Origin of the sequence: Serratia sp. AXJ-M (genome assembly GCF_046531865.1) — a bacterium.
Lineage (GTDB): Bacteria > Pseudomonadota > Gammaproteobacteria > Enterobacterales > Enterobacteriaceae > Serratia > Serratia liquefaciens.
Genome location: NZ_CP059394.1, coordinates 748,638 through 773,580, shown reverse-complemented (window position 1 = coordinate 773,580; position 24,943 = coordinate 748,638). Strand labels below are relative to the sequence as shown.

General features: G+C 56.2%; 25 protein-coding genes. 13 read left to right on the top strand and 12 right to left on the bottom strand.

Annotated features, from left to right (window positions below; translation table 11 throughout):
* Positions 1-47: 47 nt before the first annotated feature.
* Positions 48-1,487: a serine endoprotease DegP gene (gene degP, locus H0S68_RS03570; protein ID WP_020825236.1), complete on the bottom strand. Its 1,440-nt coding sequence runs from the start codon at positions 1,485-1,487 to the stop codon at positions 48-50.
* A 190-nt stretch (positions 1,488-1,677) separates the two neighbouring features.
* Positions 1,678-3,195: a dGTPase gene (gene dgt, locus H0S68_RS03565; RefSeq protein ID WP_020825235.1), complete on the bottom strand. Its 1,518-nt coding sequence runs from the start codon at positions 3,193-3,195 to the stop codon at positions 1,678-1,680.
* Positions 3,196-3,324: 129 nt separating this feature from the next.
* Between dgt and mtnN the strand changes: the two genes are divergently transcribed.
* The 4 genes from mtnN to H0S68_RS03545 all read left to right on the top strand — a co-directional run bounded on the left by mtnN (position 3,325) and on the right by H0S68_RS03545 (position 5,923).
* Positions 3,325-4,026: a 5'-methylthioadenosine/S-adenosylhomocysteine nucleosidase gene (mtnN, locus tag H0S68_RS03560; protein ID WP_020825234.1), complete on the top strand. Its 702-nt coding sequence runs from the start codon at positions 3,325-3,327 to the stop codon at positions 4,024-4,026.
* Position 4,027: 1 nt separating this feature from the next.
* Positions 4,028-4,834, top strand: coding sequence for a vitamin B12 ABC transporter substrate-binding protein BtuF (gene btuF / locus H0S68_RS03555; RefSeq protein ID WP_129983319.1), 807 nt, complete (start codon positions 4,028-4,030; stop codon positions 4,832-4,834).
* On the top strand, positions 4,834-5,448 hold the full coding sequence (locus H0S68_RS03550; RefSeq protein ID WP_020825232.1) for a TRIC cation channel family protein: 615 nt from the start codon (positions 4,834-4,836) through the stop codon (positions 5,446-5,448). The genes btuF and H0S68_RS03550 overlap by 1 nt, the downstream gene beginning before the upstream one ends.
* Positions 5,449-5,674: 226 nt before the next feature.
* Positions 5,675-5,923, top strand: a complete 249-nt coding sequence (locus H0S68_RS03545; RefSeq protein WP_115060077.1) for a hypothetical protein — start codon at positions 5,675-5,677, stop codon at positions 5,921-5,923.
* Between the two features lie 58 nt (positions 5,924-5,981).
* Here H0S68_RS03545 and erpA read toward each other — a convergent pair whose 3' ends face one another.
* Together erpA and clcA are read right to left on the bottom strand one after the other, a co-directional pair.
* Positions 5,982-6,326 (bottom strand): iron-sulfur cluster insertion protein ErpA, encoded by a 345-nt coding sequence (gene erpA / locus H0S68_RS03540; RefSeq protein WP_004950184.1) that lies wholly within the window; start codon positions 6,324-6,326, stop codon positions 5,982-5,984.
* An 89-nt stretch (positions 6,327-6,415) separates the two neighbouring features.
* A complete protein-coding gene (gene clcA, locus H0S68_RS03535; RefSeq protein ID WP_048762936.1) occupies positions 6,416-7,855 on the bottom strand; it encodes a H(+)/Cl(-) exchange transporter ClcA in 1,440 nt (479 codons plus the stop codon).
* Positions 7,856-8,034: 179 nt separating this feature from the next.
* On the opposite strand from clcA, the gene hemL reads away from it, so the two are divergent.
* Positions 8,035-9,324, top strand: coding sequence for a glutamate-1-semialdehyde 2,1-aminomutase (hemL, locus tag H0S68_RS03530; protein ID WP_116691284.1), 1,290 nt, complete (start codon positions 8,035-8,037; stop codon positions 9,322-9,324).
* Positions 9,325-9,394: 70 nt separating this feature from the next.
* Here the strand turns inward: hemL and ampE are convergent, their stop codons facing one another.
* On the bottom strand, positions 9,395-10,249 hold the full coding sequence (gene ampE, locus H0S68_RS03525; RefSeq protein ID WP_410529155.1) for a beta-lactamase regulator AmpE: 855 nt from the start codon (positions 10,247-10,249) through the stop codon (positions 9,395-9,397).
* Positions 10,249-10,845: a 1,6-anhydro-N-acetylmuramyl-L-alanine amidase AmpD gene (gene ampD / locus H0S68_RS03520; protein ID WP_020825227.1), complete on the bottom strand. Its 597-nt coding sequence runs from the start codon at positions 10,843-10,845 to the stop codon at positions 10,249-10,251. Before ampD ends, ampE begins: the two co-directional genes overlap by 1 nt.
* Before the next feature lie 85 nt (positions 10,846-10,930).
* Here ampD and nadC point away from each other — a divergent pair, with 85 nt between their 5' ends.
* The 4 genes from nadC (at position 10,931) to hofC (ending at position 15,111) form a co-directional block, all read left to right on the top strand.
* Positions 10,931-11,821 carry a carboxylating nicotinate-nucleotide diphosphorylase gene (gene nadC / locus H0S68_RS03515; RefSeq protein WP_020825226.1) on the top strand — a complete coding sequence of 297 codons (891 nt, stop codon included), beginning with the start codon at positions 10,931-10,933 and terminating at the stop codon, positions 11,819-11,821.
* Between the two features lie 199 nt (positions 11,822-12,020).
* Positions 12,021-12,470 carry a prepilin peptidase-dependent pilin gene (ppdD, locus tag H0S68_RS03510; protein WP_020825225.1) on the top strand — a complete coding sequence of 150 codons (450 nt, stop codon included), beginning with the start codon at positions 12,021-12,023 and terminating at the stop codon, positions 12,468-12,470.
* Positions 12,467-13,915 (top strand): type II secretion system protein GspE, encoded by a 1,449-nt coding sequence (gspE, locus tag H0S68_RS03505; protein WP_410529154.1) that lies wholly within the window; start codon positions 12,467-12,469, stop codon positions 13,913-13,915. The genes ppdD and gspE overlap by 4 nt, the downstream gene beginning before the upstream one ends.
* Positions 13,912-15,111, top strand: a complete 1,200-nt coding sequence (hofC, locus tag H0S68_RS03500) for a protein transport protein HofC (RefSeq protein ID WP_128865003.1) — start codon at positions 13,912-13,914, stop codon at positions 15,109-15,111. The genes gspE and hofC overlap by 4 nt, the downstream gene beginning before the upstream one ends.
* A gap of 65 nt (positions 15,112-15,176) precedes the next feature.
* On the opposite strand, the gene H0S68_RS03495 is transcribed toward hofC, so the two are convergent.
* Positions 15,177-16,220, bottom strand: a complete 1,044-nt coding sequence (locus H0S68_RS03495) for a GMP reductase (protein ID WP_020825222.1) — start codon at positions 16,218-16,220, stop codon at positions 15,177-15,179.
* Positions 16,221-16,678: 458 nt separating this feature from the next.
* On the opposite strand from H0S68_RS03495, the gene coaE reads away from it, so the two are divergent.
* From coaE to yacG, 3 genes are read left to right on the top strand one after another with little or no spacing between them, the layout of a single operon-like run.
* Positions 16,679-17,293: a dephospho-CoA kinase gene (coaE, locus tag H0S68_RS03490; protein ID WP_410529153.1), complete on the top strand. Its 615-nt coding sequence runs from the start codon at positions 16,679-16,681 to the stop codon at positions 17,291-17,293.
* 5 nt (positions 17,294-17,298) lie between these two features.
* Positions 17,299-18,051, top strand: a complete 753-nt coding sequence (gene zapD, locus H0S68_RS03485; protein WP_020825220.1) for a cell division protein ZapD — start codon at positions 17,299-17,301, stop codon at positions 18,049-18,051.
* A 50-nt stretch (positions 18,052-18,101) separates the two neighbouring features.
* Positions 18,102-18,293 (top strand): DNA gyrase inhibitor YacG, encoded by a 192-nt coding sequence (gene yacG, locus H0S68_RS03480; protein WP_020825219.1) that lies wholly within the window; start codon positions 18,102-18,104, stop codon positions 18,291-18,293.
* Positions 18,294-18,334: 41 nt separating this feature from the next.
* On the opposite strand, the gene mutT is transcribed toward yacG, so the two are convergent.
* The 3 genes from mutT to secM form a co-directional block, all read right to left on the bottom strand.
* Positions 18,335-18,739: an 8-oxo-dGTP diphosphatase MutT gene (gene mutT, locus H0S68_RS03475; RefSeq protein WP_142815931.1), complete on the bottom strand. Its 405-nt coding sequence runs from the start codon at positions 18,737-18,739 to the stop codon at positions 18,335-18,337.
* 100 nt (positions 18,740-18,839) lie between these two features.
* Positions 18,840-21,551, bottom strand: coding sequence for a preprotein translocase subunit SecA (gene secA, locus H0S68_RS03470; protein WP_046374515.1), 2,712 nt, complete (start codon positions 21,549-21,551; stop codon positions 18,840-18,842).
* Between the two features lie 89 nt (positions 21,552-21,640).
* Positions 21,641-22,174, bottom strand: coding sequence for a secA translation cis-regulator SecM (gene secM / locus H0S68_RS03465; protein ID WP_046374516.1), 534 nt, complete (start codon positions 22,172-22,174; stop codon positions 21,641-21,643).
* A 26-nt stretch (positions 22,175-22,200) separates the two neighbouring features.
* Here secM and H0S68_RS03460 point away from each other — a divergent pair, with 26 nt between their 5' ends.
* The gene (locus H0S68_RS03460; protein ID WP_020825215.1) at positions 22,201-22,725 is read left to right on the top strand and encodes a DUF721 domain-containing protein; all 525 of its coding nucleotides are present in this window, start codon (positions 22,201-22,203) and stop codon (positions 22,723-22,725) included.
* Positions 22,726-22,739: 14 nt separating this feature from the next.
* Here H0S68_RS03460 and lpxC read toward each other — a convergent pair whose 3' ends face one another.
* Both lpxC and ftsZ read right to left on the bottom strand, forming a co-directional pair.
* Complete coding sequence (lpxC, locus tag H0S68_RS03455) at positions 22,740-23,657, bottom strand: UDP-3-O-acyl-N-acetylglucosamine deacetylase (RefSeq protein WP_037426060.1); 918 nt, start codon at positions 23,655-23,657, stop codon at positions 22,740-22,742.
* 103 nt (positions 23,658-23,760) lie between these two features.
* Positions 23,761-24,915 (bottom strand): cell division protein FtsZ, encoded by a 1,155-nt coding sequence (ftsZ, locus tag H0S68_RS03450; protein WP_004950150.1) that lies wholly within the window; start codon positions 24,913-24,915, stop codon positions 23,761-23,763.
* Positions 24,916-24,943: the final 28 nt, after the last annotated feature.

Genomic DNA, 24,943 nt, shown 5'->3' with positions numbered 1-24,943 from the left:
TAAAAAGGCACGCCGTAGCGTGCCTTTTTGGTAAAAACCTGGGGTCATTACTGCATCAACAGGTACAGGCTGGTGTCACCACGCAGGATATTCAGCGCCAGCACCGAAGGTTTGCTGTCGAGGATCTTGCGCAGTTCACCCAGGTTCTGGATTGGCTGTTGGTTAACGCCCAGGATCACGTCACCTTTTTTCAGCCCAATACGGGCGGCAGCGCTGCCGGCTTTAACGCTATCTACCTTCACGCCTTTCTGGTTGCCGACCTGGCCATTGCTCAGTTCGGCACCTTCAATACCGGTGTAAATATTGCCGGACTCAACCTGAGTCTGGGCGCTTTGTTCCAGCGTAACGTCCACGGTAACAGGCTTGCCGTCGCGCAGAATGCCCAGCGACATTTTGCTGCCTACCGGCAGAGTGCCGATCTCCGCGCGGAACGACGCAAAGCTGGAAATCGCTTTACCGTTCATGGTGACAATCACGTCACCGGCCTTGATACCCGCTTTGGCGGCAGAAGACTTCGGCATCACCTGGCTGACGAATGCCCCGCGCTGCGCGTCCACTTTCATCGCTTTCGCCAGTTCAGAGTTCAGTTCGGTACCCATAATGCCCAATTCACCGCGTTTGACCTGACCGTACTCGACCATTTGCGCGGTCAGGTTTTTCACCATGTTGCTCGGGATAGCGAAACCGATACCGATGTTGCCGCCGTCCGGCGCCAGGATCGCGGTGTTAATGCCGATCAGCTCGCCGTTAAGGTTCACCAAGGCGCCACCCGAGTTACCGCGGTTAATCGCCGCATCGGTCTGGATAAAGTTCTCGTAGTTCTCGATATTCAACCCACTGCGGCCCAGTGCAGAAACGATACCGGAAGTGGCTGTTTCACCCAGTCCATAGGGGTTGCCGATCGCCACGGTGTAATCACCGACTCGCAGTTGCTCGGAGTCCGCCATCTTGATCGCCGTCAGGTTCTTGAAGTCTTTCAGTTGGATCAACGCAATATCGGAACGCGGATCCTTGCCGATCACCTTGGCGTCAAATTTGCGACCGTCGCTCAGTTGAACCTGGATTTTGTTGGCGTTATCCACCACGTGGTTGTTGGTGACGACGTAGCCCTTGGCCGCGTCAATCACTACCCCGGCGCCCAGCGCCTGGAATTTTTGCTGCGTGCCCTGATCAGGCGCCCCCGGTTCAGCGCCAGCGCCACCCTGGCACATCGGCGAGCCCTGGAATGGCGAACCGTCCTGGCAGAACGGTGAATCCTCACCAAAGAACTGTTGGAACTGCTGCGGCATTTTCGGTGTATTGACCGTGGTGCTGCCTTCAACATTAATGCTCACCACGGAAGGCATCACTTTTTCCAGCATCGGTGCCAGGCTTGGCAATTGCTGGGTGCTGGAAGACGCGGTTTCTGCGGCGACGGCCGTCATCGGGCCCATCGCCATACCAATACTGAATGCCAATGCGCTCAGAACTAATGCGGTTTTTTTCATCTGTGTGTCTCTTCTAAAGTCGATCAGAAAGTATTAGGGTCTTTGTGCATAGTGAGAGCCTATTAATAACCCGAAGTTCCGGCGCAGATTATTGGTAATAGTAAACAAATATTGTCCGTCTTTACAAAACTCCAAATAAGCTCACGGCGCCAAGCAAACTGCTAAAAATAATATTTATTAGCGGAATGAATTATTCCGCTGCCATTAATCTGCGGTATTCGTCATAGGCATAAAGATCGGTCATGCCGCTGATATAATCCTGCAGCAAACGCGCACGGAAATAATACTCCCGGATCGCCAATTGCTCGGGTGACAGGTGCTGCAAACCTTCAATCGCTTCGATATACGCCAGGCGATGTTTAGTCGAAAGCTTGTGAAACAGGCGTGTTTCTATCGGATAAGCACGATGGCTGTCTTCCTGCACCAGTCGGGTAAAATCCGCCAAAGACATTGCCAGCAACGGACTATAGATATCCAGCAGGCCGCTGATCACCCGGTAGCCCTGCAGCTCCAGCTGTTCGACTTCAGGATGGTTGAAGACGTGTTTGAAGGCCACATTCTTGAATATTTTCAGCAGTTGGTAAGCCGGGCTGGAATCTTCCAACAGCGCCTGATTAAAGTTTCCCTGGAAAACCGCATCCAGATTATCAATAAAACGCTGCGCCGCATGCGGGACCAAACGCGCCACGGTGAAAACTCGTAAATACATGAAGAATTGATCTTCGGTGCTGCGACGCGCCCCCCCGCGATCGATCTTGCGAAAAGCACTGGCCACGGTTTTATCAAACAGATCGCCCGGCGTTACCTCACCCCACTCCTGAGTTAAATGCTGGTAAAGCTGTTCGACGGTGAAAATGTTTTTTTCCACCGCGTCTTCCAAATCCGCCACGCAGTACGAAATATCATCAGCGGCTTCCATAATATAGGTCAGAGGGAAACGGTCGAACTCGCCCATATTCAACTCACGTCGCAACCGATCGACAAATGCCTCTTCCGCCAGATAAAAGCCCGGTTTTTTCATCAGGTAGTTGTGGCTGGCTGGAATATCGCTGGCCCAGTAGGCCGGGCGGGTATATTTCAGGATACAGCCCACCTGTGCATAGGTCAGGTTAAGCTTCAGCAGGGTATACACCAACCGGATGGCCTGGGCATTACCTTCGAAGTGGCTGAGATCGTGACGAATGCGGCTGCGCAGGCGGTTAAGATCGCTCTCACCTTCGTGCAGACGCAATACGCTGACCTGGCAGCGATCGTTACTGGCGGGCTCACTGCCGCAGCTGGCAGGATCCAGCCGTTGCGCAAACCAGTCGTTAATTGCCGACTCGCCAAAATGGCCAAAAGGCGGATTACCGATGTCGTGCATCAAGCAGGCCATTTCGACAATGCTTTCAAAAGGATCGAGCAGTTTGGTCAGGCCGAGCTCGTCGATCCGCCCTGCCTGTTTGAAACGATTAAGGATCTCTTTGGCGATATGCCGCCCTACCTGTTGCACTTCCATGGAGTGCGTCAGGCGGCTGCGCACCGCGGCGTTGCGTTCGAGCGGGAACACCTGGGTTTTTTGCTGCAGACGGCGAATGGCGGCGGAATTGACAATACGCCCGCGATCGCTCTCGAACTGCCGCACTATGTCGTATTCTTCTTCGGCTTCAATGGGGTTGCTGAAGGGCCGTTGGAAGCTGATTTTCTGCTTAAAGTCGATCCCGGACATCTGTTTCTCCGCCGTTGCGCCCAGCCCCCGTGATAACAATTCCCGACGGCATATGCAACGCATTATCTCTCTATGAGAGCCATGATAGACTATGGCGCAATTCCCACACCCAATCAGCGAGTGTTATTTATGAAAGTAGGCATCATCGGCGCAATGGAGCAGGAAGTCACCCTGCTGCGCGATCAAATCGAAAACCGTCAGACCATTCAACGCGCGGGCTGTGAAATCTATACCGGCCAGATCGGCGGCGTTGACGTGGCGTTGCTGAAGTCCGGCATCGGTAAGGTTTCTGCGGCCATGGGGACCACCTTGCTGCTGGAACACTGCAAGCCGGACGTGGTGATCAACACCGGTTCTGCCGGTGGCCTGGCCAGCACGCTTAAGGTCGGCGATATCGTGGTGTCCGAAGAAGTGCGTTATCACGATGCCGACGTGACCGCTTTCGGTTACGAACCAGGCCAAATGGCCGGCTGCCCGGCGGCGTTTGTCGCGGACGACGCGCTGATTGCCCTGGCGGAAAGCTGCATCAAGCAACTGGATCTGAACGCCGTACGCGGCCTGATCTGCAGCGGCGATGCCTTCATTAACGGCGCAGAGCCTTTGGCCCGCATTCGCGCGACTTTCCCGAGCGTGGCGGCAGTAGAAATGGAAGCGGCGGCCGTGGGCCACGTTTGCCACCTGTTCGGCACCCCGTTTGTCGTGGTACGCGCAATCTCTGACGTTGCCGACAGTGAATCGCACATGAGCTTCGACGAGTTCCTGGTGGTGGCCGCTCAGCAATCCACGCTGATGGTTAACGCCATGCTGCAGACCCTGGCTAAGCGCGGTTAATGTGACGCGACGCTTTTCAGCCCTGTTGTGGCTGCTGGCATTATGGGTGGCGCTGCCTGTCGGCGCTGCCCAGCGCGTGATCAGCCTGGCACCCAATACCACCGAACTTGCCTATGCCGCCGGCATGGGCGACACGCTGCTGGCGGTGAGCGCCTATTCAGATTATCCGCCAGCAGCCAAGAAACTCGAGCAGGTCGCCTCCTGGCAAGGCATCAATCTGGAGCGGGTACTGGCGCTAAAGCCGGATCTGATCCTCGCCTGGCGCGGTGGCAATCCGCAGCGAGTGCTGGATCAGCTCGCCGCATTCGGCATTCCGATTTTCTATGCCGACGCCACTACTCTGGATGATATCCCCCGTTCGCTGGATCAACTGGCCCAATACAGCCCGCATCCTGAACAGGCGCATCTGGCCGCAGAGGCTCTTCGTCAGCAAATTGCCGACCTGAAAAACAAATATCCTCACACTCAGCCAAGACGGGTCCTGCTGCAATTCGGCACCCAGCCCTTGTTCACCACTTCCGGTGCCACCCTGCAAAGCCAGGTGTTGTCGCTGTGCGGTGCGGAAAACATCTTTGCCGACAGCCGCATGCCATGGCCGCAAATCAGTCGTGAGCAGGTGTTGGCGCGTCAGCCCCAGGCCATCGTTATTACCGGTGACCAAAAAGAGATCGCCAGCGTGAAGGCCTTCTGGGCGCCGCAACTGCAGGTACCGGTGATTGCGCTCAATGGCGACTGGTTCAACCGCGCCGGCCCCCGCATCATGCTGGCTGCGCAACAGCTGTGCAGCCAACTGGCGGAGATCCGTTAATGCTGGTGTTTTGGTTGGATATCCTGGGTACGGCGGTTTTCGCCATTTCCGGCGTATTGCTGGCGGGCAAGCTGCGGATGGATCCCTTTGGCGTGCTGGTGCTTGGCGTGGTCACTGCGGTCGGTGGCGGCACCATTCGCGACATGGCATTGGCTAACGGGCCGGTATTTTGGGTAAAGGATCCAACCGATCTGGTGGTGGCGATGATCACCTGCGTACTGACGCTGCTGCTGGTGCGCCAACCGCGCCGCTTGCCTAAATGGATCTTGCCGGTGCTGGATGCCGTCGGGCTGGCGGTGTTCGTCGGCATCGGGGTAAATAAAGCCTTTGCCGCCGATGCCAGCCCATTAGTGGCAATCTGTATGGGCGTGATCACCGGCGTTGGCGGCGGCATTATCCGCGATGTGCTGGCGCGTGAAATCCCCATGATCCTGCGAACCGAAATTTACGCTACTGCCTGTATTATCGGCGGCATCGTACATGCCACGGCCTTCGCCACTTTCGGTATGCCGCTGCAGCAGGCGATGATGCTTGGCATGGTCATCACGCTAGCCATCAGGCTGGCGGCCATTCGCTGGCACCTGAAACTGCCCGCATTTATCCTCGAGCGCTAATCCCACTCCGCCCGATACCGGGCGGAGTCTTATCACGCCCCCACTCCCTAGAGCAGAATATTCGACCAATTAATAAACAAATGTTATTATCTGCGTCTGAAAAAATCAGGGAAAACAATGTAATAAACTTTTTAAGTTCAAGTTAACCATTCTTCCGCCCTGTTAAATTTTATTAACTTTTTGCCGATAAGCCATTATGTGATTGCTTACGGATGGCTTTGTCCTAATGATGAAAAATATTATCTTATTGTTCAGCGTACTGCTGTGCAGCTCTCTCGCTTACGCCGGTACCACCAGCGGCAAAATCGGCGTCAGCCTGACCTTAATGCCTATGTGCAGCGTAGATGTCAGCGACACAGTCCCTCAGGTGAAATGCGGCAATGCGACCGACGCCCAACCTAAGGTAACCCGTAGCAGGTTACAAAACGAAAGCGGCAGTGAAACCTATCGAGAATTGGTCACCGTAGAATGGTAGCCATAAAAAAACCCGCAAACCGGTGAGGTTGGCGGGTTTAGTACTGCTGTACGCAGGATCAGACGCTGAAGGAAGATCCACAGCCGCAGGTGGTTTTGGCGTTCGGGTTAGTCACCACGAAGCGCGAGCCTTCCAGGCCTTCGGTATAGTCGACCGAGCCGCCCACCAGATACTGCAGGCTCATCGGGTCAACCACCAGCGCAACGCCCTGCTTCTCGATAGTCATATCACCATCGTTGACCTTGTCGTCAAAAGTGAAGCCGTATTGGAATCCGCTGCAACCGCCACCGGTAATGTAAACCCGCAACTTCAGATTCGGATTTTCTTCATCAGCAATCAGGACTTTAACCTTGCTTGCTGCTGCCTCGGTAAATTGCAGGGGCAGTGCTGTTTCATCACTCATACTCTTTACTCCCAACATTGTTCTGCATCAGGTCGCTACAATGGCGGCCGGATTAATGTTAATGATTATCCAATACCTGAGTGTTGCGTTCAAGTATTCACCGCATTTGTTGTATTTTCTTTACCTGTTTTATCGGCCGCCTCGCTGGCCTGCGACGCTTCCTGCCGTTGTAAGGTGCGGGCCAATATGGAGGAATACAACGGCTTGCCCCCGAGGAACTGCGCCACCAGCGTAGCACCCAGACAGGTAATTATCATTGGCAGGATGAGCTGGTAATTGTCGGTCATCTCCAGCACCAGCACGATCCCGGTCAACGGCGCACGCACCGTGGCAGCAAACAGGGCGCCCATGCCGGCAATAGCGAAGGTGCCGGCTTCGATGCCGTACTCGGGGAACAAATGCCCGCCGGCCAGGCCAAAGGCGGTGCCAAACAGCGTACCCAACGCCAGCATTGGCGCAAAAATGCCGCCCGGTGCGCCGGAACCGAAACACAGCAGCGTGGTGATCACCCGGGTGATAAAAATAAACATCAGCATGCCGACGCTATAGTTGCCCGCTGCGGCGATCGGGATCAGGCCAAAACCGCCGCCAGCGGCTTCGGGCTGGATCAGCCCCAGAATGCCGCAAATACCGCCGAGCAAACCGCCCATCAGCAAAATTTTGCGCATTTTTCCGCCGTGCAGGCGAGCGAACATATCCTGAGTGCGGAAGACCAACGCGTTGAACATCACCCCCACCGCACCAAATATTGCCCCCAGCACCAAATACAGCCAAAGGGTATTGATCGGCGCCGAGGAAAGCTTGCCCACCGCAATCACCGAACCTTCCCCGTTGAACAGCTGGAACACCACGCTCGACATGATGACGCCGATAAACACCGCTTTAATCGAAATCAGGTTGTAGCGGAACTGCGGCCGCATCTCTTCAATGATAAACAAAATGCCCGCCAGCGGGGCGTTAAAGGCCGCAGACAGGCCGGCGGCTGCACCGGTTGCCAACAAAGAATGGCGCGCTTCGGCACCGCGCATGCGGAAGATATCCAGCACCATGCGCCCGACGTTGCCGCCCATCTGCACCGTAGGCCCTTCGCGGCCCAGCACCATACCCGCGCCCAAGGTGCCCATACCGCCGATAAATTTTACCGGGATCACCCGCCACCAGCGCACCGGACGCAGCTCTTCCAATGCCCCTTCGATCTCCGGTATGCCCGATCCCCCAGCCTCAGGAGCAAAACGACGTACCAGGTAATATCCCAACATCGCCAGCGCGGCGGAAAGAATAAAGGCCAGCGGCCAAACCAGGATCCAATAATCGGCGACCTGCGCCAGCGCGGAAAAGCGCTGCTGCTGCACCCAATCTACCGCCTTATCAAAGGCCACCCCGAGCAGCCCCGCCAGGGTGCCCACCAGCGCCGCCATAAACAGGATCGCCACCGGCGTTTTATCCCGACGTAAAAGCTGGCGCACTGCGTCACTGCGTTTTAGACGTGGGGCCTGCGCCACCCGCGGCTGTTGCTGTAATTCAGTCATAATGGGTTATTCATTAATGGAATTAAATGTAATACAAATAGGCTAGTTGATTATTCTAACCCACCCGCTAATCGATCGCCCCTCTAAATAGGTATCTGACTGTGATCGTTTCATATCGACGAACACTTCACTAGAATAGCGCGGTCAAATCATTCAAAAGAGAATCCAGGAGCCGTTCTATGAGCTTAAACAGCAAGTCCGAAAGTCTGTATGCCGAGGCAAAACAGGTAATCCCAGGCGGGGTTAACTCTCCGGTGCGTGCATTCAACGGCGTTGGCGGTGTGCCGCTGTTTATCGAACGGGCGGACGGGGCTTACCTGTTCGACGTCGACGGCAAAGGTTATATCGACTACGTCGGTTCCTGGGGCCCGATGGTGCTGGGACACAACCACCCGGCGATCCGCAATGCGGTCATTGAAGCGGCGCAGCGCGGCCTGAGCTTTGGCGCGCCGACCGAGATGGAAGTGAAAATGGCGGAGCTGGTTACCGAACTGGTGCCGACCATGGACATGGTGCGGATGGTGAACTCGGGAACCGAAGCCACCATGAGCGCCATCCGTCTGGCACGCGGTTACACCAACCGCGACAAAATCATCAAATTTGAAGGCTGCTACCACGGCCACGCCGACTGCCTGCTGGTCAAAGCCGGCTCCGGCGCGCTGACCCTGGGCCAGCCTAACTCCCCGGGCGTACCGGCCGATTTCGCCAAGCATACCCTGACCTGTACCTTTAACGATCTGGATTCGGTGCAGGCCGCATTTGAACAATATCCTTCCGAGATCGCCTGCATCATCGTCGAGCCGGTCGCCGGCAACATGAACTGCGTGCCGCCACTGCCGGAGTTCCTGCCGGGCCTGCGTGCACTGTGCGACAAGTACGGTGCATTGTTGATTATCGACGAAGTCATGACCGGCTTCCGCGTGGCGCTGGCCGGGGCTCAGGCTCATTATGGCGTGGTGCCGGACCTGACCTGTTTGGGTAAAATCATCGGCGGCGGCATGCCTGTCGGCGCCTTTGGGGGCCGCCGTGAAGTGATGGATGCGCTGGCGCCAACCGGGCCGGTCTATCAGGCGGGCACCCTGTCAGGCAACCCGATTGCGATGGCGGCCGGCTACGCCTGTCTGACCGAAGTCTCTCAGGTCGGTATCCACCAGACCCTGACCGAACTGACCGATATGCTGGCGGCTGGCCTGCTGCACGCCGCTGAAGAAGAAAACATCGCGCTGGTGGTTAACCACGTTGGCGGGATGTTTGGCCTGTTCTTTACCGATGCACCGGCAGTGACCTGCTACCAGGACGTGATGCAGTGCGACGTAGAACGCTTTAAGCGCTTCTTCCACCTGATGCTGGAGGAAGGGGTGTATCTGGCGCCTTCCGCCTTTGAGGCCGGCTTTATGTCCGTTGCGCACAGCAAGGAAGACATTCAGCGTACCATCGATGCCGCGCGTCGCTGCTTCGCCAAACTGTAAGACGCATCAAGCCAATAAAAACGGGCGCCAGGCGCCCGTTTTTATTTCCATCGTGCCCCCCGCTCTGGCTTTAGAGCAAGGCTCCGTAAATGGTCAGTAGCGCCACCACCACCACGATAATCATCGTCACCTTACGCGCCAGGCTGACCGCTGCCCTTGGCGTCTGCACCGGATCCATATGGGGATCGCGCGCCAGTGAAAACTGCGCCAGCCGCGTCAGCACCTGATACGACGAAGAGTGACGATCGCCCAGAGACGCAAACCACGCCGGTAACGCTCTTTCACCGTGGCCAAACAACGCGTAAGCCACGCCGGCCAGACGCACCGGGATCCAGTCCAGCCAGTTCAGCAGATGATCGATGCCTGACTGCGAACGCTCCAGCGGTGTGTTATGGCGTGCCAACCAGGTCTGGTAAGCGCGCAGGAAAGAGTAGCCTGCCAGCGCAATCGGCCCGTAAGGCCCGCAGACCACAAACCAAAACAGCGGCGCCAGATAATAACGGAAGTTAATCCACAGCAGCGCATTTTGCAGTTCACGCAAGCGCAACTCTTCGCTGCAATCCACCGGCAAACCGTGGATCAACGCCAGTTCTTCCGCCATTTGTTCGCTGGCATGGGCATCCCCCTGCCGAGCGGCCTTCAGATAGGCCCGATAGTGTTTACGCTTGATCCCTGCGCCGACACACAGCAAATCAATGACGATCCACAGCAACAGCGTCACTACGCCGAAAAACAGTCCCTGGGACAGCCACAAAATCCCTGCCACCACCACCATCCAGGCCAGCGTCATCAGCAGCGTTTGCGCCAGTGAAAACCGATGCAGCCGTTGAAATACCACCTCAAGGCGATGATCCAACTGCCAATGCTCACCCAGCTTGAATAAACGTTCCCACGCCAGAACCAGTAACAGCGTAAACAGCGTCATTAGCGACTCCTCTCCCTTTCCATTGTTCCAAGCATAGCGTCATCTGGCCCGCCAGGTTGTTCCAGAGATGCCAGATATAAATCCCAATCAAACGCCGGGCCGGGATCGGTTTTACGGCCTGGGGCAATGTCACTGTGCCCGGTGATATGCGCCGCCAACGTCGGATAATGCCGGATCAGCAGCGCGGTCACCGCGTTCAGACTTTGGTATTGCTGCGGCGTGAACGCCACATGATCGGTACCTTCCAGTTCAATGCCGATCGAAAAATCGTTACAGCGCTCTCGTCCCTGATACGACGATACGCCCGCGTGCCAGGCTCGTCGGTCAAAGGGCACATACTGAATGATTTCACCGTCGCGACGGATCAGGCAGTGCGCCGAAACGCGTAGTTGATGAATATCAGAAAAATAGGGGTGATCCGCAGGATCAAGAGTACCGGTAAACAGCCGATCGATATAGGGGCCGCCGAACTCGCCGGGTGGCAGGCTGATATTGTGGATCACCAGCAGCGAAGGCGCCTCCTCATTCGGGCGAAGATCGCAATGCGGCGAGACAACCCGGGTTACCCCGACAATCCAGCCTTGTTCTAACTGCATCAGACACCTCTGGGCGGTGGTACTTGTCACGGCAACAGAGTAGCATGTTCCCCCTACGATCTTACCGTCCATTTCGGAGTTTTCTATGCCGACACGCCGCTACAGTGCCGACACTCGCCGCACCGAGCTTCTTGAACGAATTGAAAGCGATATCCCCTATGCCGTTGCCCAGGCGCTGCGTGAAGACCTGGGAGGCGAAGTCGATGCCGAACGCGATATTACCGCGCAATTGTTGCCGGCCGATACCCAGGCCGAAGCCACGATCATCACCCGCGAACCCGGTATTTTTTGCGGAAAACGCTGGCTGAATGAAGTCTTTATCCAGTTGGGCAACCAGGTGAAAGTGGATTGGCTGGTGGCGGACGGTGATAGCCTGGTGCCAGACCAAGCGCTTTGCAAACTGACCGGCCCGGCACGGGTGCTGCTTACCGGTGAGCGCACTGCGCTGAACTTTGTGCAGACGCTTTCCGGCGTAGCAACCGAAGTCAGCCGCTATGTGGCACTGTTGCAGGGGACGAAAACCCGCCTGCTCGACACCCGCAAGACCCTGCCAGGGCTGCGCACCGCGCTGAAATATGCCGTATTATGCGGCGGCGGCAGCAACCACCGTCTCGGGCTGTCCGACGCCTTCCTGATCAAGGAAAACCACATCATTGCCTCCGGCTCGATTAAAAAAGCGGTCGAAAAAGCATTCTGGCTGCATGCCGAGGTGCCGGTCGAAGTGGAAGTCGAGTCGCTGGATGAACTGCAGCAGGCGCTGGACGCCGGTGCAGACATTATCATGCTGGACAATTTCAGCGTCGACATGATGCGCGCCGCCGTGACGCAAACTCAGGGCCGTGCACAGCTGGAAGTGTCCGGCAACGTGACCAGCGAAACCCTGCGTACCTTCGCCGAAACCGGCGTGGACTATATTTCTGTAGGCGCGCTGACCAAACATGTGACCGCCCTCGATCTGTCCATGCGCTTCAAATAACCCCACTCTCCGCACCTCCCTGAAATACCGGGGAGGTGTTTTTTCACCAAAACTGCGAAGCTCGCCCCATCTCTTTTCCCCTCTGCTGTAACCTCGACCGAATGCTGTGGAACTGCGCCTAAAAACAGCCATCACCCGCTCGAAGCGCCCCGCTGGCCTGATTACTCTGGCCTCCACATTGACATGGAGGAAGCAACGGATGGAAACGCAGCGCGGTTTTACCCTGATAGAACTGATGGTGGTGATCGCCATTATCGCCATACTGAGCGCCATAGGTATTCCTGCCTATCAGCGCTATATCCAAAAGGCAGCGATGACCGACATGCTGCAAGCCATGACGCCGTATAAGCTGGCCGTTGAACTGTGCGTGCTCGACAGCGGCACGCCGACCGGCTGTAACGCCGGTAGCAAAGGCATCCCTACCGGCGACGCCTCACGTTACGTCAGCGCGGTTCAGGTCAGCCAGGGCGTGATCTCGCTGACCGGCTCGCAAACGCTGCAGGGATTGACGGTCGCACTGACGCCAACCCAAAATGCCAGCGGCCTGACGCGTTGGACACGCCTGTGCACCAGCGAAAACAGCAATCTGCAGGAAACCTGTCAGGAAGTTTTCCGTTTTGACACTACCGCCGCGGCGCCGACATCATGAGTACGGCAATCAGCGAAGAAATCCATACCCTGTGCCAACGCTATCAGGCACTGGCTCTCAGTGAAGATGACCAGTGCCTGAACGTGGCCCTCACGACGGAGGCACCACAAGCGCTATTATCAGCCCTGCGTTTTGCCACCGGCAAACGCATTCATTTGGAACAGTGGCCGGCAGCCAGGCTGGAATTGGAACTGAACAGGCGGCAAATGCAGGGCGATAGACGCGAGCAGCCCACTTCGGAAGAGCAATTCGACGCGGCATCATTAAACGACGACAGTGACGCACCCGTGGTGCAGTTTATCAATCAGACGCTCCGCATCGCCATTCAGCGACGAGCCTCGGACATTCATTTCGAACCTTACCAGCAGACTCTCCGTATCCGGCTACGCATCGACGGCGTGTTGCAGGTGATAACCTCACCGCCATTCACGCTCGCGGCTCGCATCACGGCTCGACTGAAAATCATGGGGCAGTTGGACATCGCCGAGCGCCGCCTGCCGCAGGATGGTCAGCTCAGCGTGCGGTTGGATAACGCTAGCTACTCCATGCGTATCGCCACCCTGCCCACCCTGCACGGCGAAAAAGTGGTGCTGCGAATTTTGCAAACTGAACGCCAGGAGCTGCCGTTGGATCGGTTGGGTATGGATCCGACAGCACTGGTGCAGTTTTCCTCTGCCTTATCCTGCCCGCAGGGCATGATCCTGGTCACCGGCCCCACCGGCAGCGGCAAAACCGTCACGCTATACGGCGGTCTGCGTCAGTTGAATGACGCGCAGAGTAATTTATGCAGCGTCGAGGATCCGATTGAGATTCCCCTGTTCGGTATCAATCAGACGCAGACCAACGCCAAAACGGAACTGGATTTCTCCCGCGTATTACGCGCCTTGCTGCGACAGGATCCGGACGTCATCATGATCGGTGAGATCCGCGATCGGGAAACGGCGGAGATCGCAGTAAAAGCCGCTCAAACCGGCCACCTGGTGCTTTCCACCTTGCACACCAATTCCACCAGCGAAACCCTGACGCGCCTGACTCATATGGGCATTCCGGGCTACCTGATTGCCGCCTGTCTGAAGCTGGTGATCGCACAACGTCTGGTGCGTAAGTTATGCAGCCACTGCCGCTATCAACAAAGCCAGCCCGTACGTTTTCCCGCGGCCATTTGGGCAACACCTCTGCTGCCCTGGAAGGCCGATGGCTGCGAGCACTGCTTCAGCGGCTACTATGGCCGCACCGGGGTATATGAACTGTTGACCATTACCCCAGAGGTGCAAGCCGGCCTGCTGGAGGGGGCCGCCCCCAGCATGTTGGCTGACATCGCCCGGCAGCAGGGGCAGACCACGTTGCTGCAAGCCGGACTAACGCTGGTCGCTCAGGGCGTCACCTCGCTGGAGGAGGTATACCGCATTGTCGGTATCATTGCCGACGGCGGAGGCGCTCAGTGAAAACGCTGCGCCTTTTCCTCTGGCAGGCAATTGACCCGCACGGACAGCTGCGTGAGGGTGAGCTGATGAGCGGTAAGAAGAATGAGGTCAGCCAGTGGTTGATCGAACAAGGGCTGCAACCCTGCCAGATCAACAGCGGAAAACGTATTTCACCGGGTCAATGGCGCGGTGAACCCCTGATCCAGTTCACCCGTCAGTTAGCCACCCTGCTGCAGGCCGGATTGCCGCTGGTCAGCGGGTTACAATTGCTGGCGGCAGAGCACCCGTCAGCTGCCTGGCGCTGCCTGCTGCGGGAAGTGAGTGAACAGGTACGCCAGGGCCAGCCATTTTCTGAAGTTATCGCTGAGCAACATGCCGTGTTTCCTTTGATCTACCGCCAGTTAATCGCCATTGGCGAGCTGACCGGTCATCTGGACGAATGCTGCCTGCAACTGGCCCAACAACAGGAAGCACAGCAAAAACTGCAAAAGAAAGTCATCAAGGCGCTGCGTTACCCTTTGTTTATCTGCGCGGTGGCGCTGTTGGTAAGCATTTTGATGCTGGTGATGGTGTTGCCGGAATTTGCCGGCGTCTATCAGTCATTCAATGCGCCGCTGCCGTGGTTTACCCAAGGATTGCTGAACCTTTCCACCCTGCTGATCGACAGCGGTCCCTGGCTGGCGGCGATTCTGGTCTGTATGGCATACACCTATCTCCGTCGTCTGCACCCGCAGCCTCAATGGCGCAGGCGCGAACAGGCGGCGCTGTTGCGTCTGCCACTGATTGCGCACTTGATTAAAGGCGGCTGCCTGAGCCAAATATTCCGTATTCTGGCCATGACCCAGCAGGCTGGGCTCAGCCTGGTTGACGGGTTGGCTGCGGCGGCGCTGTCGGTGGATAACCTGTTTTATCGCCAGGCAATTGACAACATCAGGCAACAGATTTCGCAAGGGCAGACTTTTCATCGCGCCCTGGAACAGCAGGCGCTTTTCCCTTCGTTATGCCAGCAATTGGTGCGCGTGGGCGAAGAATCCGGTTCGTTAGATACCCTATTGGGCAAACTGGCCGCATGGCATGAACAGCAAACCTTTGAGCTGGCCGATACCCTGGCGCAAACGCTGGAGCCCCTATTGATGCTGGTGGTGGGCGGGATCGTCGGCACATTGGTGATTGCCATGTATCTGCCGATCTTTCAGTTGGGGAATGTTTTGGGGTAAGTCCGTCAATGATTGGGCGCAGCATTGAACTGCGCCCACGTGTTGCTGGTGCCGAAACGCGCGGCTTACTTGCTGCCGAAGACGCGGTTTTCCTGCTCTGCAACGCGGATAAAGGTGGTGCGCTTGGTCAGCTCTTTCAAACGTTCCGCGCCGACGTAGGTGCAAGCGGAACGCAGGCCGCCGAGGATGTCGCGAACGGTGAACTCAACTTCGCCGCGCAACGGCAGTTTGACAGTTTTCCCTTCGGCCGCACGGTACTGGGCAACGCCGCCGACGTGGCGTTTCATCGCCGACTCGGAGCTCATGCCGTAGAACAGCATAAATTTCTCACCGTTCTCTTCCACAATGGTGCCTTCACATTCGTCGTGGCCGGCCAGCATGCCGCCCAGCATGACAAAATCAGCACCGCCGCCAAAGGCTTTCGCTACGTCGCCCGGCACCGAACAACCGCCATCGCTAACGATTTGGCCGCCGAGGCCATGCGCCGCATCAGCGCATTCGATCACCGCAGACAGCTGCGGATAACCGACACCGGTTTTCACGCGGGTCGTGCAGACAGAGCCTGGACCAATACCGACTTTAACAATGTCGGCGCCGGACAGGATAAGTTCTTCCACCATTTCTCCGGTGACGACGTTACCGGCACAGATAACATGTTTTGGGCAGGCTTCCCGCGCTTTCTGCAGGAAGGCGACAAAATGCTCGGAATAGCCATTGGCTACGTCGATACAGATAAACTTCAGCTCGGGTGATAGCGCCAGGATCTGTTGCATTTTCACAAAGTCAGCGTCGGACGTGCCGGTTGAAACCATCACGTGGCGCAGCACCGATGCCGGTACGCGCTGCACAAAGGCGGCCCACTGCTCTACGGTGTAGTGTTTGTGTACGGCGGTGAGAACATCGAAGGAAGCCAGGGCCTCTGCCATGCTGAAGGTACCGACCGAGTCCATGTTGGCGGCGATGATCGGCACACCAGACCAGCTACAGCCAGAATGTTTGAAGGTAAACTGACGTTCCAGTTCAACTTCTGAGCGGCTTTTCAGCGTGGAACGCTTTGGGCGAATCAGCACATCTTTAAAGCCTAACTTCAAATCTTCTTCAATACGCATGACTTATGATTTCCTGGTTTATGGCGACGGATCGCAAAACGCAATGGCTTGAAAAGCGACGGGGTATCCCCTAAATAATTCGAGTTGCAGGAAGGCGACAAGGGCGAGAGTCCCGATGAGCTTACTTATGTAAGTGATTCGGGTGAACGCTCGCAGTCAACACACCTGCAGCTTGAAGAATGACGGGTATAGATTAATGCCAGTTCCAGTGACGCTATCATACGCGCTAATAATCGCCGGACAAGACTGCGAATTCTCCTTTTTTTGCGCTACAATCCGACAAATTTACCTGCGACACCGCAGTGTGACCTCCCACTCATTTTCCCTTTCCGGCTGCGCTTTTTATCACCGTACAGCCTAAGCGGCACGGCAAGCGCCGCCGGCTTACTTGCACTTCTGTGCGATCGCTTTATGATTCGTCTATTATTTTTTTATGAACCTCAGGTGCATTCCCTACCATGGCCTACATTGTTGCGTTGACAGGGGGTATCGGCAGCGGTAAGTCCACCGTGGCAGACGCCTTCGCTCGCCACGGCGTGACGGTGGTCGATGCTGACGTTATCGCCCGGCAGGTTGTCGAGCCAGGAACCCCGGCACTGGCTGCCATCGCCGAACGTTTTGGTAATGAAATGTTGCAGCCGGACGGTTCACTGAACCGTGCCGCCTTACGTCAGTGTATCTTCAGTAACCCTGATGAAAAGGGTTGGCTAAACCAACTGCTGCACCCGCTGATTCATCAGGAAACTCAACGTCAACTGGCGCAAGTTACCAGCCCCTACGCTCTCTGGGTGGTGCCATTGCTGGTCGAGAACAACCTGCAGGCGCGCGCCGATCGCGTGCTGGTGGTTGACGTCGACAGCGAGACTCAGTTGGCCAGAACCATCGCCCGCGACGGTATCAGCCGTCAGCAGGCACAGAACATACTGTCCGCACAGGTCACGCGTGAGCAGCGCCTGGCCGCTGCAGACGACATCATTGATAATAGCGGCACCGCTCAGGGGATAGAGCCATTGGTTGCCGCACTGCATTGCCGTTACCTTGAGCTGGCGGCATCAGCGACCCGACAGGATTAAACTGAATGAGTGATGTTTCCCCAAGCGTTCTTTTTGAACATCCGTTGAATGAAAAAATGCGCACCTGGCTGCGCATGGAATTTTTGCTGCAACAGCTGCATGGCCAGCGAGCCTTAAGCGAAACGGCCATCGCCCTGACCTTTTTCCGCACAATCGCCGATCTGCTGGACGTGCTGGAGCGCGGTGAAGTACGTACCGAGTTACTGAAAGAGTTGGAGCGTCAGCAGCAAAAATTGCTGGCGTGGGCCGATGTTCCGGGCGTCGATATGTCGCTGGTGGATCAGTTACGCAACCAGTTGAAGCAACGTGGTGCCGCACTGATGTCTGCGCCGCGACTGGGTCAGGCGCTGCGCGAAGATCGGTTGATTAGTCTGGTACGGCAACGCCTGAGCATCCCCGGTGGGTGCTGCAGCTTTGACTTGCCGACGCTGCACATGTGGATGCATGCACCACAGCAAGAGCGAGATAACGACGTAGCCGAATGGTTGCAAACGCTGGAACCATTAAACCAGGCACTGACTATGGTGCTGGATCTGATCCGTCAGGCCGGCCCATTTCGCAATCAGATCAGCCTGAACGGTTTTTTCCAGGATAACGCCGAGGGGGCGGATCTGCTGCGCTTACGCATCAATCTGGCGCACCAGCTTTACCCACAAATTTCCGGCCATAAGACGCGCTATGCGATTCGCTTTCTGCCGCTGGACAGTGAGCTCGGCGTGGTGCCGGAACGACTAACCTTTGAGTTGGCCTGTTGCTGACCCAATGACATCAAGACCTTTCACGCGTTGGAAGGGAGTAAGGAATAGATATGACTACCGTAGTGAAATGCCCAACCTGTGGCAAAGGTGTGGTTTGGGGAGAGGTGAGCCCATTTCGTCCGTTTTGCAGCAAACGCTGTCAGCTGATTGATCTGGGCGAATGGGCCGATGAAGAGAAGCGCATTCCCAGCAACAGCGATCTTTCCGAAAGCGAAGAGTGGAGTGAAGCAGACGATCGCTGATCGTCGTTCTGATCGGCCCGGCAGCCGCCAGGCCGGTTGTATTACTCGGCAGCCTTTGCCTGCTCCACCAGCAGTTTGATAATGCTGATATTGGCCTGAGGGAACTCTTCTTCCCGCAGGTCAGCCTGTTTTACCCAGCGCATAGGCTGGCCTTCGCGACCGAAGGGTTCACCGGCCCAGGCTTCCACCAGATAGAAATTCAACGTGACGATGCGATCGCTAAACTGATGCTCAAGCACGTCCAACAACTCCGCACGCTGGGCTTCAATGCCGGTCTCTTCCAATAATTCACGGCTAAGCGCCTGTTCCGGCGTCTCCCCCTGTTCAATTTTGCCGCCGGGAAACTCCCAGAAACCGGCCATATGCGAATCGGCCGCGCGGCGGGTAATGAAGATTTCCTGCTGGGCGTTACGAATGATGCCGACGGCGATATTCAGATGTTTCATCGCATCCTCTTTATTGAGTTATTGGAGCGCAGAATGCGGCCCAAAAAACAGGGGCTCAGCACGCTGAACCCCTGGGTTTTATTCGTTAAACAGTGTCGGCTTAGTTCTGCAGACGACCGTGACACTGTTTGTATTTTTTACCGGAACCGCATGGGCACGGATCGTTACGGCCCACTTTACGTTCTGCGATGGTCGGCGCATTAGGATCTTCAGTCACCAGCGCGTTTTCTTCATAGTGGCTCAGCTGCTGCTGTTTGGCCAGACGCTCGGCTTCTTCACGACGCTGCAGTTCCAAGGCTTCAACCTCTTCCGGCATCCGCACCTGAACCTTGCTCAGCACGCTGATCACTTCATGCTTCAGTGATTCCAGCATGGTAGCGAACATGTTGAAGGACTCGCGCTTGTACTCCTGCTTAGGATCTTTCTGCGCATAACCGCGCAGATGGATGCCCTGACGCAGGTAGTCCATGGCCGCCAGATGCTCTTTCCACAGGGAATCCAGCGTCTGCAGCATCACGCCTTTCTCGAAGTTGCGCATCATCTCGGTGCCAACCACTTCTTCTTTACGCTGGTACTCTTCCTTGGCTTTTTCCAGAATACGCTCACGCAGCGTTTCTTCGTGCAGCTCAGGCTCTTTATCCAACCATTCGGCGATAGGCATATCCAGATCGAAATCGTTTTTCAGACGTTCGGTCAGCCCCTGAATATCCCACTCTTCTTCCAGCGACTGCGGTTGAATGTAGCCGTCGATAGTGGTTTTGAACACGTCTTCACGGATGCTGGCAATGGTTTCGCTAACGTCAGACACGTCCAGCAGTTCGTTACGCTGGCTGTAGATCGCGCGGCGCTGATCGTTGGCCACGTCATCGTATTCCAGCAGTTGCTTACGAATGTCGAAGTTGCGGCTTTCTACTTTACGCTGGGCGTTGGCAATCGCTTTGGTGACCCATGGGTGCTCAATGGCCTCACCTTCTTTCATCCCCAATTTACGCATCATGTTGGAAACGCGATCGGAGGCGAAAATACGCATCAGGGCATCTTCCATCGACAGGTAGAAGCGGGATGAACCGGCATCCCCCTGACGACCGGAACGGCCGCGCAACTGGTTATCGATACGGCGTGATTCATGACGCTCGGTACCAATGATGTGCAGGCCACCGGCTGCCAGTACAGCATCGTGACGGATTTTCCAGGCGTCTTTAATCGCCGCGATTTGCTCTTCGGTTGGATCTTCCAACTGGGCAATCTCTGCCTGCCAGCTGCCGCCCAACACGATGTCGGTACCACGACCGGCCATGTTGGTAGCGATGGTAACCGCAGAGGTCTGGCCGGCCTGAGCAACGATGTCCGCTTCCATGGCGTGGAACTTGGCGTTCAACACCTTATGGGCGATACCGGCTTTCTCCAGCTCACGCGAAACCACTTCGGATTTCTCGATTGAAATCGTACCGACCAGAACCGGCTGGCCGTTAGCGGTACGCTCACGAATATCTTCAATGATGGCGCCAATCTTCTCATGCTCGGTCATGTAGACCAGATCCGGCATGTCTTTACGCAGCATTGGACGGTTGGTCGGCACCACGATGGTATCCAGCTTGTAGATCGAGCTGAATTCAAAAGCTTCGGTGTCGGCGGTACCGGTCATCCCAGCCAGCTTCTCGTACAGGCGGAAGTAGTTCTGGAAGGTGATGGAGGCCAGGGTCTGGTTTTCGTTCTGGATTTCCACGCCTTCTTTGGCTTCCACCGCCTGGTGCAGTCCATCGGACCAGCGACGGCCGTGCATGGTACGGCCGGTGTGTTCGTCGACGATGATGACTTCACCGTCTTTTACGATGTAGTCAACGTCACGGGTAAACAGCACATGGGCACGCAGAGCCGCGGTCACGTGGTGCATCAGCATGATGTTGGTCGGTGAGTACAGTGACTCCCCTTCGTCCATGATGCCGGCTTCCATCAGCATTTCTTCGATCAGGATCAGGCCGCGTTCGGTCAGGTGCACCTGGCGCGCCTTTTCGTCAACCGAGAAGTGGCCTTCGCCCTGGAAGGAATCCGAATCTTCTTTTTCCTGACGGATCAGTTTAGGGATCAGCTTGTTAACCTTGATGTACATCTCGGAGCTGTCTTCAGCCGGGCCAGAGATGATCAACGGCGTACGCGCTTCATCGATCAGGATGGAGTCAACCTCATCCACCAGTGCATAGTGCAGTTTGCGCTGAACGCGCTCTTCCGGACTGAACGCCATGTTGTCGCGCAGATAGTCGAAACCGTATTCGTTGTTGGTGCCGTAGGTAATGTCCGCGGCATAGGCTTCACGCTTGGCCGGTGCTGGCATGCCCGGCAGGTTGATGCCGATGCTCAAACCGAGGAACTCGAACAGCGGGCGGTTGTTCTCGGCGTCACGCTGCGCCAGATAGTCGTTGACGGTTACCACGTGCACGCCACGACCGCTCAGGGCGTTCAGATAGGCTGGCAGGGTTGCGGTCAGGGTTTTACCTTCACCGGTGCGCATCTCTGCGATACAGCGGTCATTCAGCACCATGCCGCCCAGCAGCTGCACGTCGAAGTGACGCATGCCGAAGACGCGCTTGCTCGCCTCACGCACTACCGCGAAGGCCTCAGGCAACAGGTTTTCCAACACTTCACCCTTTTCCAGGCGCGCGCGGAACTCGTTGGTCTTGGCTTTCAGTTCGTCATCGGACAGTTTTTCCATGTCCGGTTCCATCTGGTTGATCAGCTCAACCGATTTGCGCATGCGGCGCAGCGTACGATCGTTACGGCTACCAAAAACTTTGGTCAATAATTTCACTAACATGATGTTTGATATCTCTGTCATGACGGCCAACACAGGCAGTCAACTTGATGTTATTTTTTAGGTTTTTTTGTCGCCCGAGGGGCAAGAAATCAGCTTAAGGCTGCAGGTCCGGCGCGAATGCCCTGCACTTGCGCAAGCCACAACCCGGCCTGATGCTGCGCAACAGCGGGCAGCACGGCGTGGTGAGTGGTGCGAATGATGGTCGGCGGCTTCGGCTCGTGCGTCAGCAGCGCATTAAGGGTAGAAAGCAGCGCCAGTTGCGCCACCTGCAATGGGGGTTCGGTCACTTCCGCTTCGCTTTCCTGCACCCGCGCGTAAACGGCCTGCGGCGCAAGCGCAAAAGAGAGGTGACGAATGACGGTACGAAGCGCATGCTGGTGCCAGTAGTCGACGCTAAAGGTCGGACGACGATGCGCTTCCTGCAGTAACGCCAGGCTATTGAAGGCGCCACTGGCAGAGTTTTGCCGGTTCAGGCTGGACGAGGTGCTCGGCAGAGCGGCTTGATCGGGGTTGCCGGTCAGATTGGTAGGTACGCCAAGCGTGGCCGCAACCATCCCTAAAAGGAGATGGGGCCAGAAATAACGTCTGCCAAATTGTCGCCAACGATTTAGAATACCGATCACGAGTTTATAATCCGCCGGAGCCCATTATGCGCGATAGCCGTCCACAATTATTAGATTCCCTGTTCGACGACGCGTCTGCAGAAGACAAAGGGCCACTGCATAACGTCCAACAACGCGCAGTCGCGTTGCTTAAGCTTAACCGTGCAGTGAAAGGCCTGTTGCCCGTTCAACTGCATCCTTGGTGCCGCGTCGCAAATTTCCGACAGGGTATTTTAGTGCTAGAAACGGCAAATGCCAGCTGGATGATGCGTCTACGTTACGAACAACCGGCTTTATTATCAGCACTACGAGCGCAAATTCTACCATCATTGTCGTCGATCGACATCAGGATTAATCCGGCCTTGATGGCAAAAGGGAACAACCTGGTGCAGGACGCCGCAAAAACGGCAGGAAATACGCAGTCAAGCGTGCCTATGCGTCATCTGAGTCAGGAAAGTGCTGGGGAATTAAGGGTATTGGCGAGCCGGAGCCCGGAAAAACTGCGCAAGATATTAGAACGACTGGCGTCGTTGGCCGGAGAGAGTGCCAACGCTACCAGTCGTGATAAGTAATCAGCGGTATCGACTTATGCCAATACGGTTGACGGAGCTTTGAATGCCAGTGGCATTTCGGCTTCGTCCTGGAAGGTGACGTATTCCCACGCTTCCTGTTTCGCCAGAACTGCTTGAAGCAGCTTGTTGTTCAGCGCATGACCAGACTTGTACGCGGTAAACGCGCCAATGATATTATGGCCGCACATGAACAGGTCGCCGATGGCGTCCAGCATTTTGTGACGCACGAATTCGTCTTCGAAGCGCAGGCCGTCTTCGTTCAGCACGCGGTAATCATCTACCACGATAGCGCAGTCAAAGCTGCCGCCCAGGGCCAGGCCACGGGACTGTAAATATTCGATATCACGCATGAAGCCGAAAGTACGCGCACGGCTGATTTGACGCACGAACGAGTCGGCAGAGAAATCAAGGCGGTAGCGTTGCGTACTGGCGTCGATCGCCGGGTGGTTGAAGTCGATGGTGAAGTCCAGGCGGAACCCGTTATGCGGGGACAGCTCGGCCCACTTGTCGCCATCTTCAACACGCACGGTGTCTTTCAGACGCAGGAATTTCTTCGCAGAGTTCAGTTCTTCAATGCCGGCATCCAGCAACAGGAAGACGAACGGACTGGCACTGCCGTCCATGATAGGGATTTCAGCAGCGTCAACTTCGATAACGATGTTGTCGATGCCCAACCCAGCCAGCGCGGCATTAAGATGCTCAACGGTAGAAATACGCACGTCATGCTCATTGACCAGGCAGGTACAGAGCATGGTATCACGCACGGATTTTGCATCAGCCGGAAAATCAACCGGTGGATTCAAGTCAGTGCGACGATAGATGACCCCGGTATTAGCCGCCGCGGGTCGCATTGTCAGCGTGACTTTCTTGCCGGTATGTAAACCGACACCAGTCGCCTGAACAATACGTTTTAATGTCCTTTGTTTGATCATCGTTTTATCTCGCAATGTTATCAATCCTACCAGCCAAGCATACAGCATGGCTGGCGGGACAGTTTAGCACAAAGAGCGGAGATTCCAAATTCTCAGGATATTCTTAGTCTGCCTGCTTGCGCAGGAAGGCTGGAATATCAAGATAGTCGGGCTCTTTATTAGGCTGCGCAGTCGGATCGTTAACCACCTTGGCGGCAGGTTTCACTTCCTGCGGCAGCGGCGACATGCCGTGCTGCTGGTAGCGATGATCCATCACTGGCTGGCTGGCCTGTTTATTGGTGACCAGAGTGATTTCCGGACGTTTGTCCATGCCGATACCGGTCGCAACCACGGTTACACGCAGTTCGTCGTTCATTTCCGGATCCAGCGACGTACCAATTACCACGGTCGCGTTGTCGGAAGCGAAAGCACGAATGGTGTTACCCACGGTTTCGAACTCATCCAAGCGCAGGTCGAAGCCGGCGGTGATGTTGACCAGCACGCCGCGAGCGCCGGACAGGTCGATATCTTCCAGCAGTGGGCTGGAGATCGCCATTTCCGCAGCTTCTTCAGCACGGTCTTCACCACAGGCAACGCCGGAACCCATCATCGCGTAGCCCATTTCGGACATTACGGTGCGCACGTCGGCGAAGTCGACGTTCATCAGGCCCGGACGGGTGATCAGTTCGGCAATACCCTGTACCGCGCCTTTCAGCACGTCGTTAGCCGCACCAAACGCGTCCAACAGAGAAATACCGCGACCCAGAACTTTCAACAGCTTGTCGTTCGGGATAGTGATCAGTGAGTCCACATGTTTGGACAATTCTGCGATACCCTGCTCAGCGAACGCCATGCGTTTCTTGCCTTCAAAATTGAAAGGCTTGGTCACCACGGCCACTGTCAGAATACCCAGGTCTTTAGCAACTTCAGCGACGACTGGCGCTGCACCGGTACCGGTACCGCCGCCCATGCCGGCTGCAATGAAGACCATGTCTGCACCATCCAGTGCGGCGCGCAGGGCTTCACGGTCTTCTTCCGCTGAATTGCGACCCACTTCAGGGTTCGCGCCTGCACCCAGACCTTTGGTAATACCGCTACCGATCTGGATGGTTTGGCCAACTGCCGTTTTACGAAGCGCCTGAGCGTCTGTATTCACGGCAAAGAATTCAACACCTTCGATGCGCTCGCGCACCATGTGTTCAACGGCGTTGCCACCGCCACCGCCGACGCCGATGACTTTAATCACCGCGTCATTGGTTAGTTCCATTGGTTCAAACATAGTTTCTCTCCGTTTTGTGCCTGTCGCT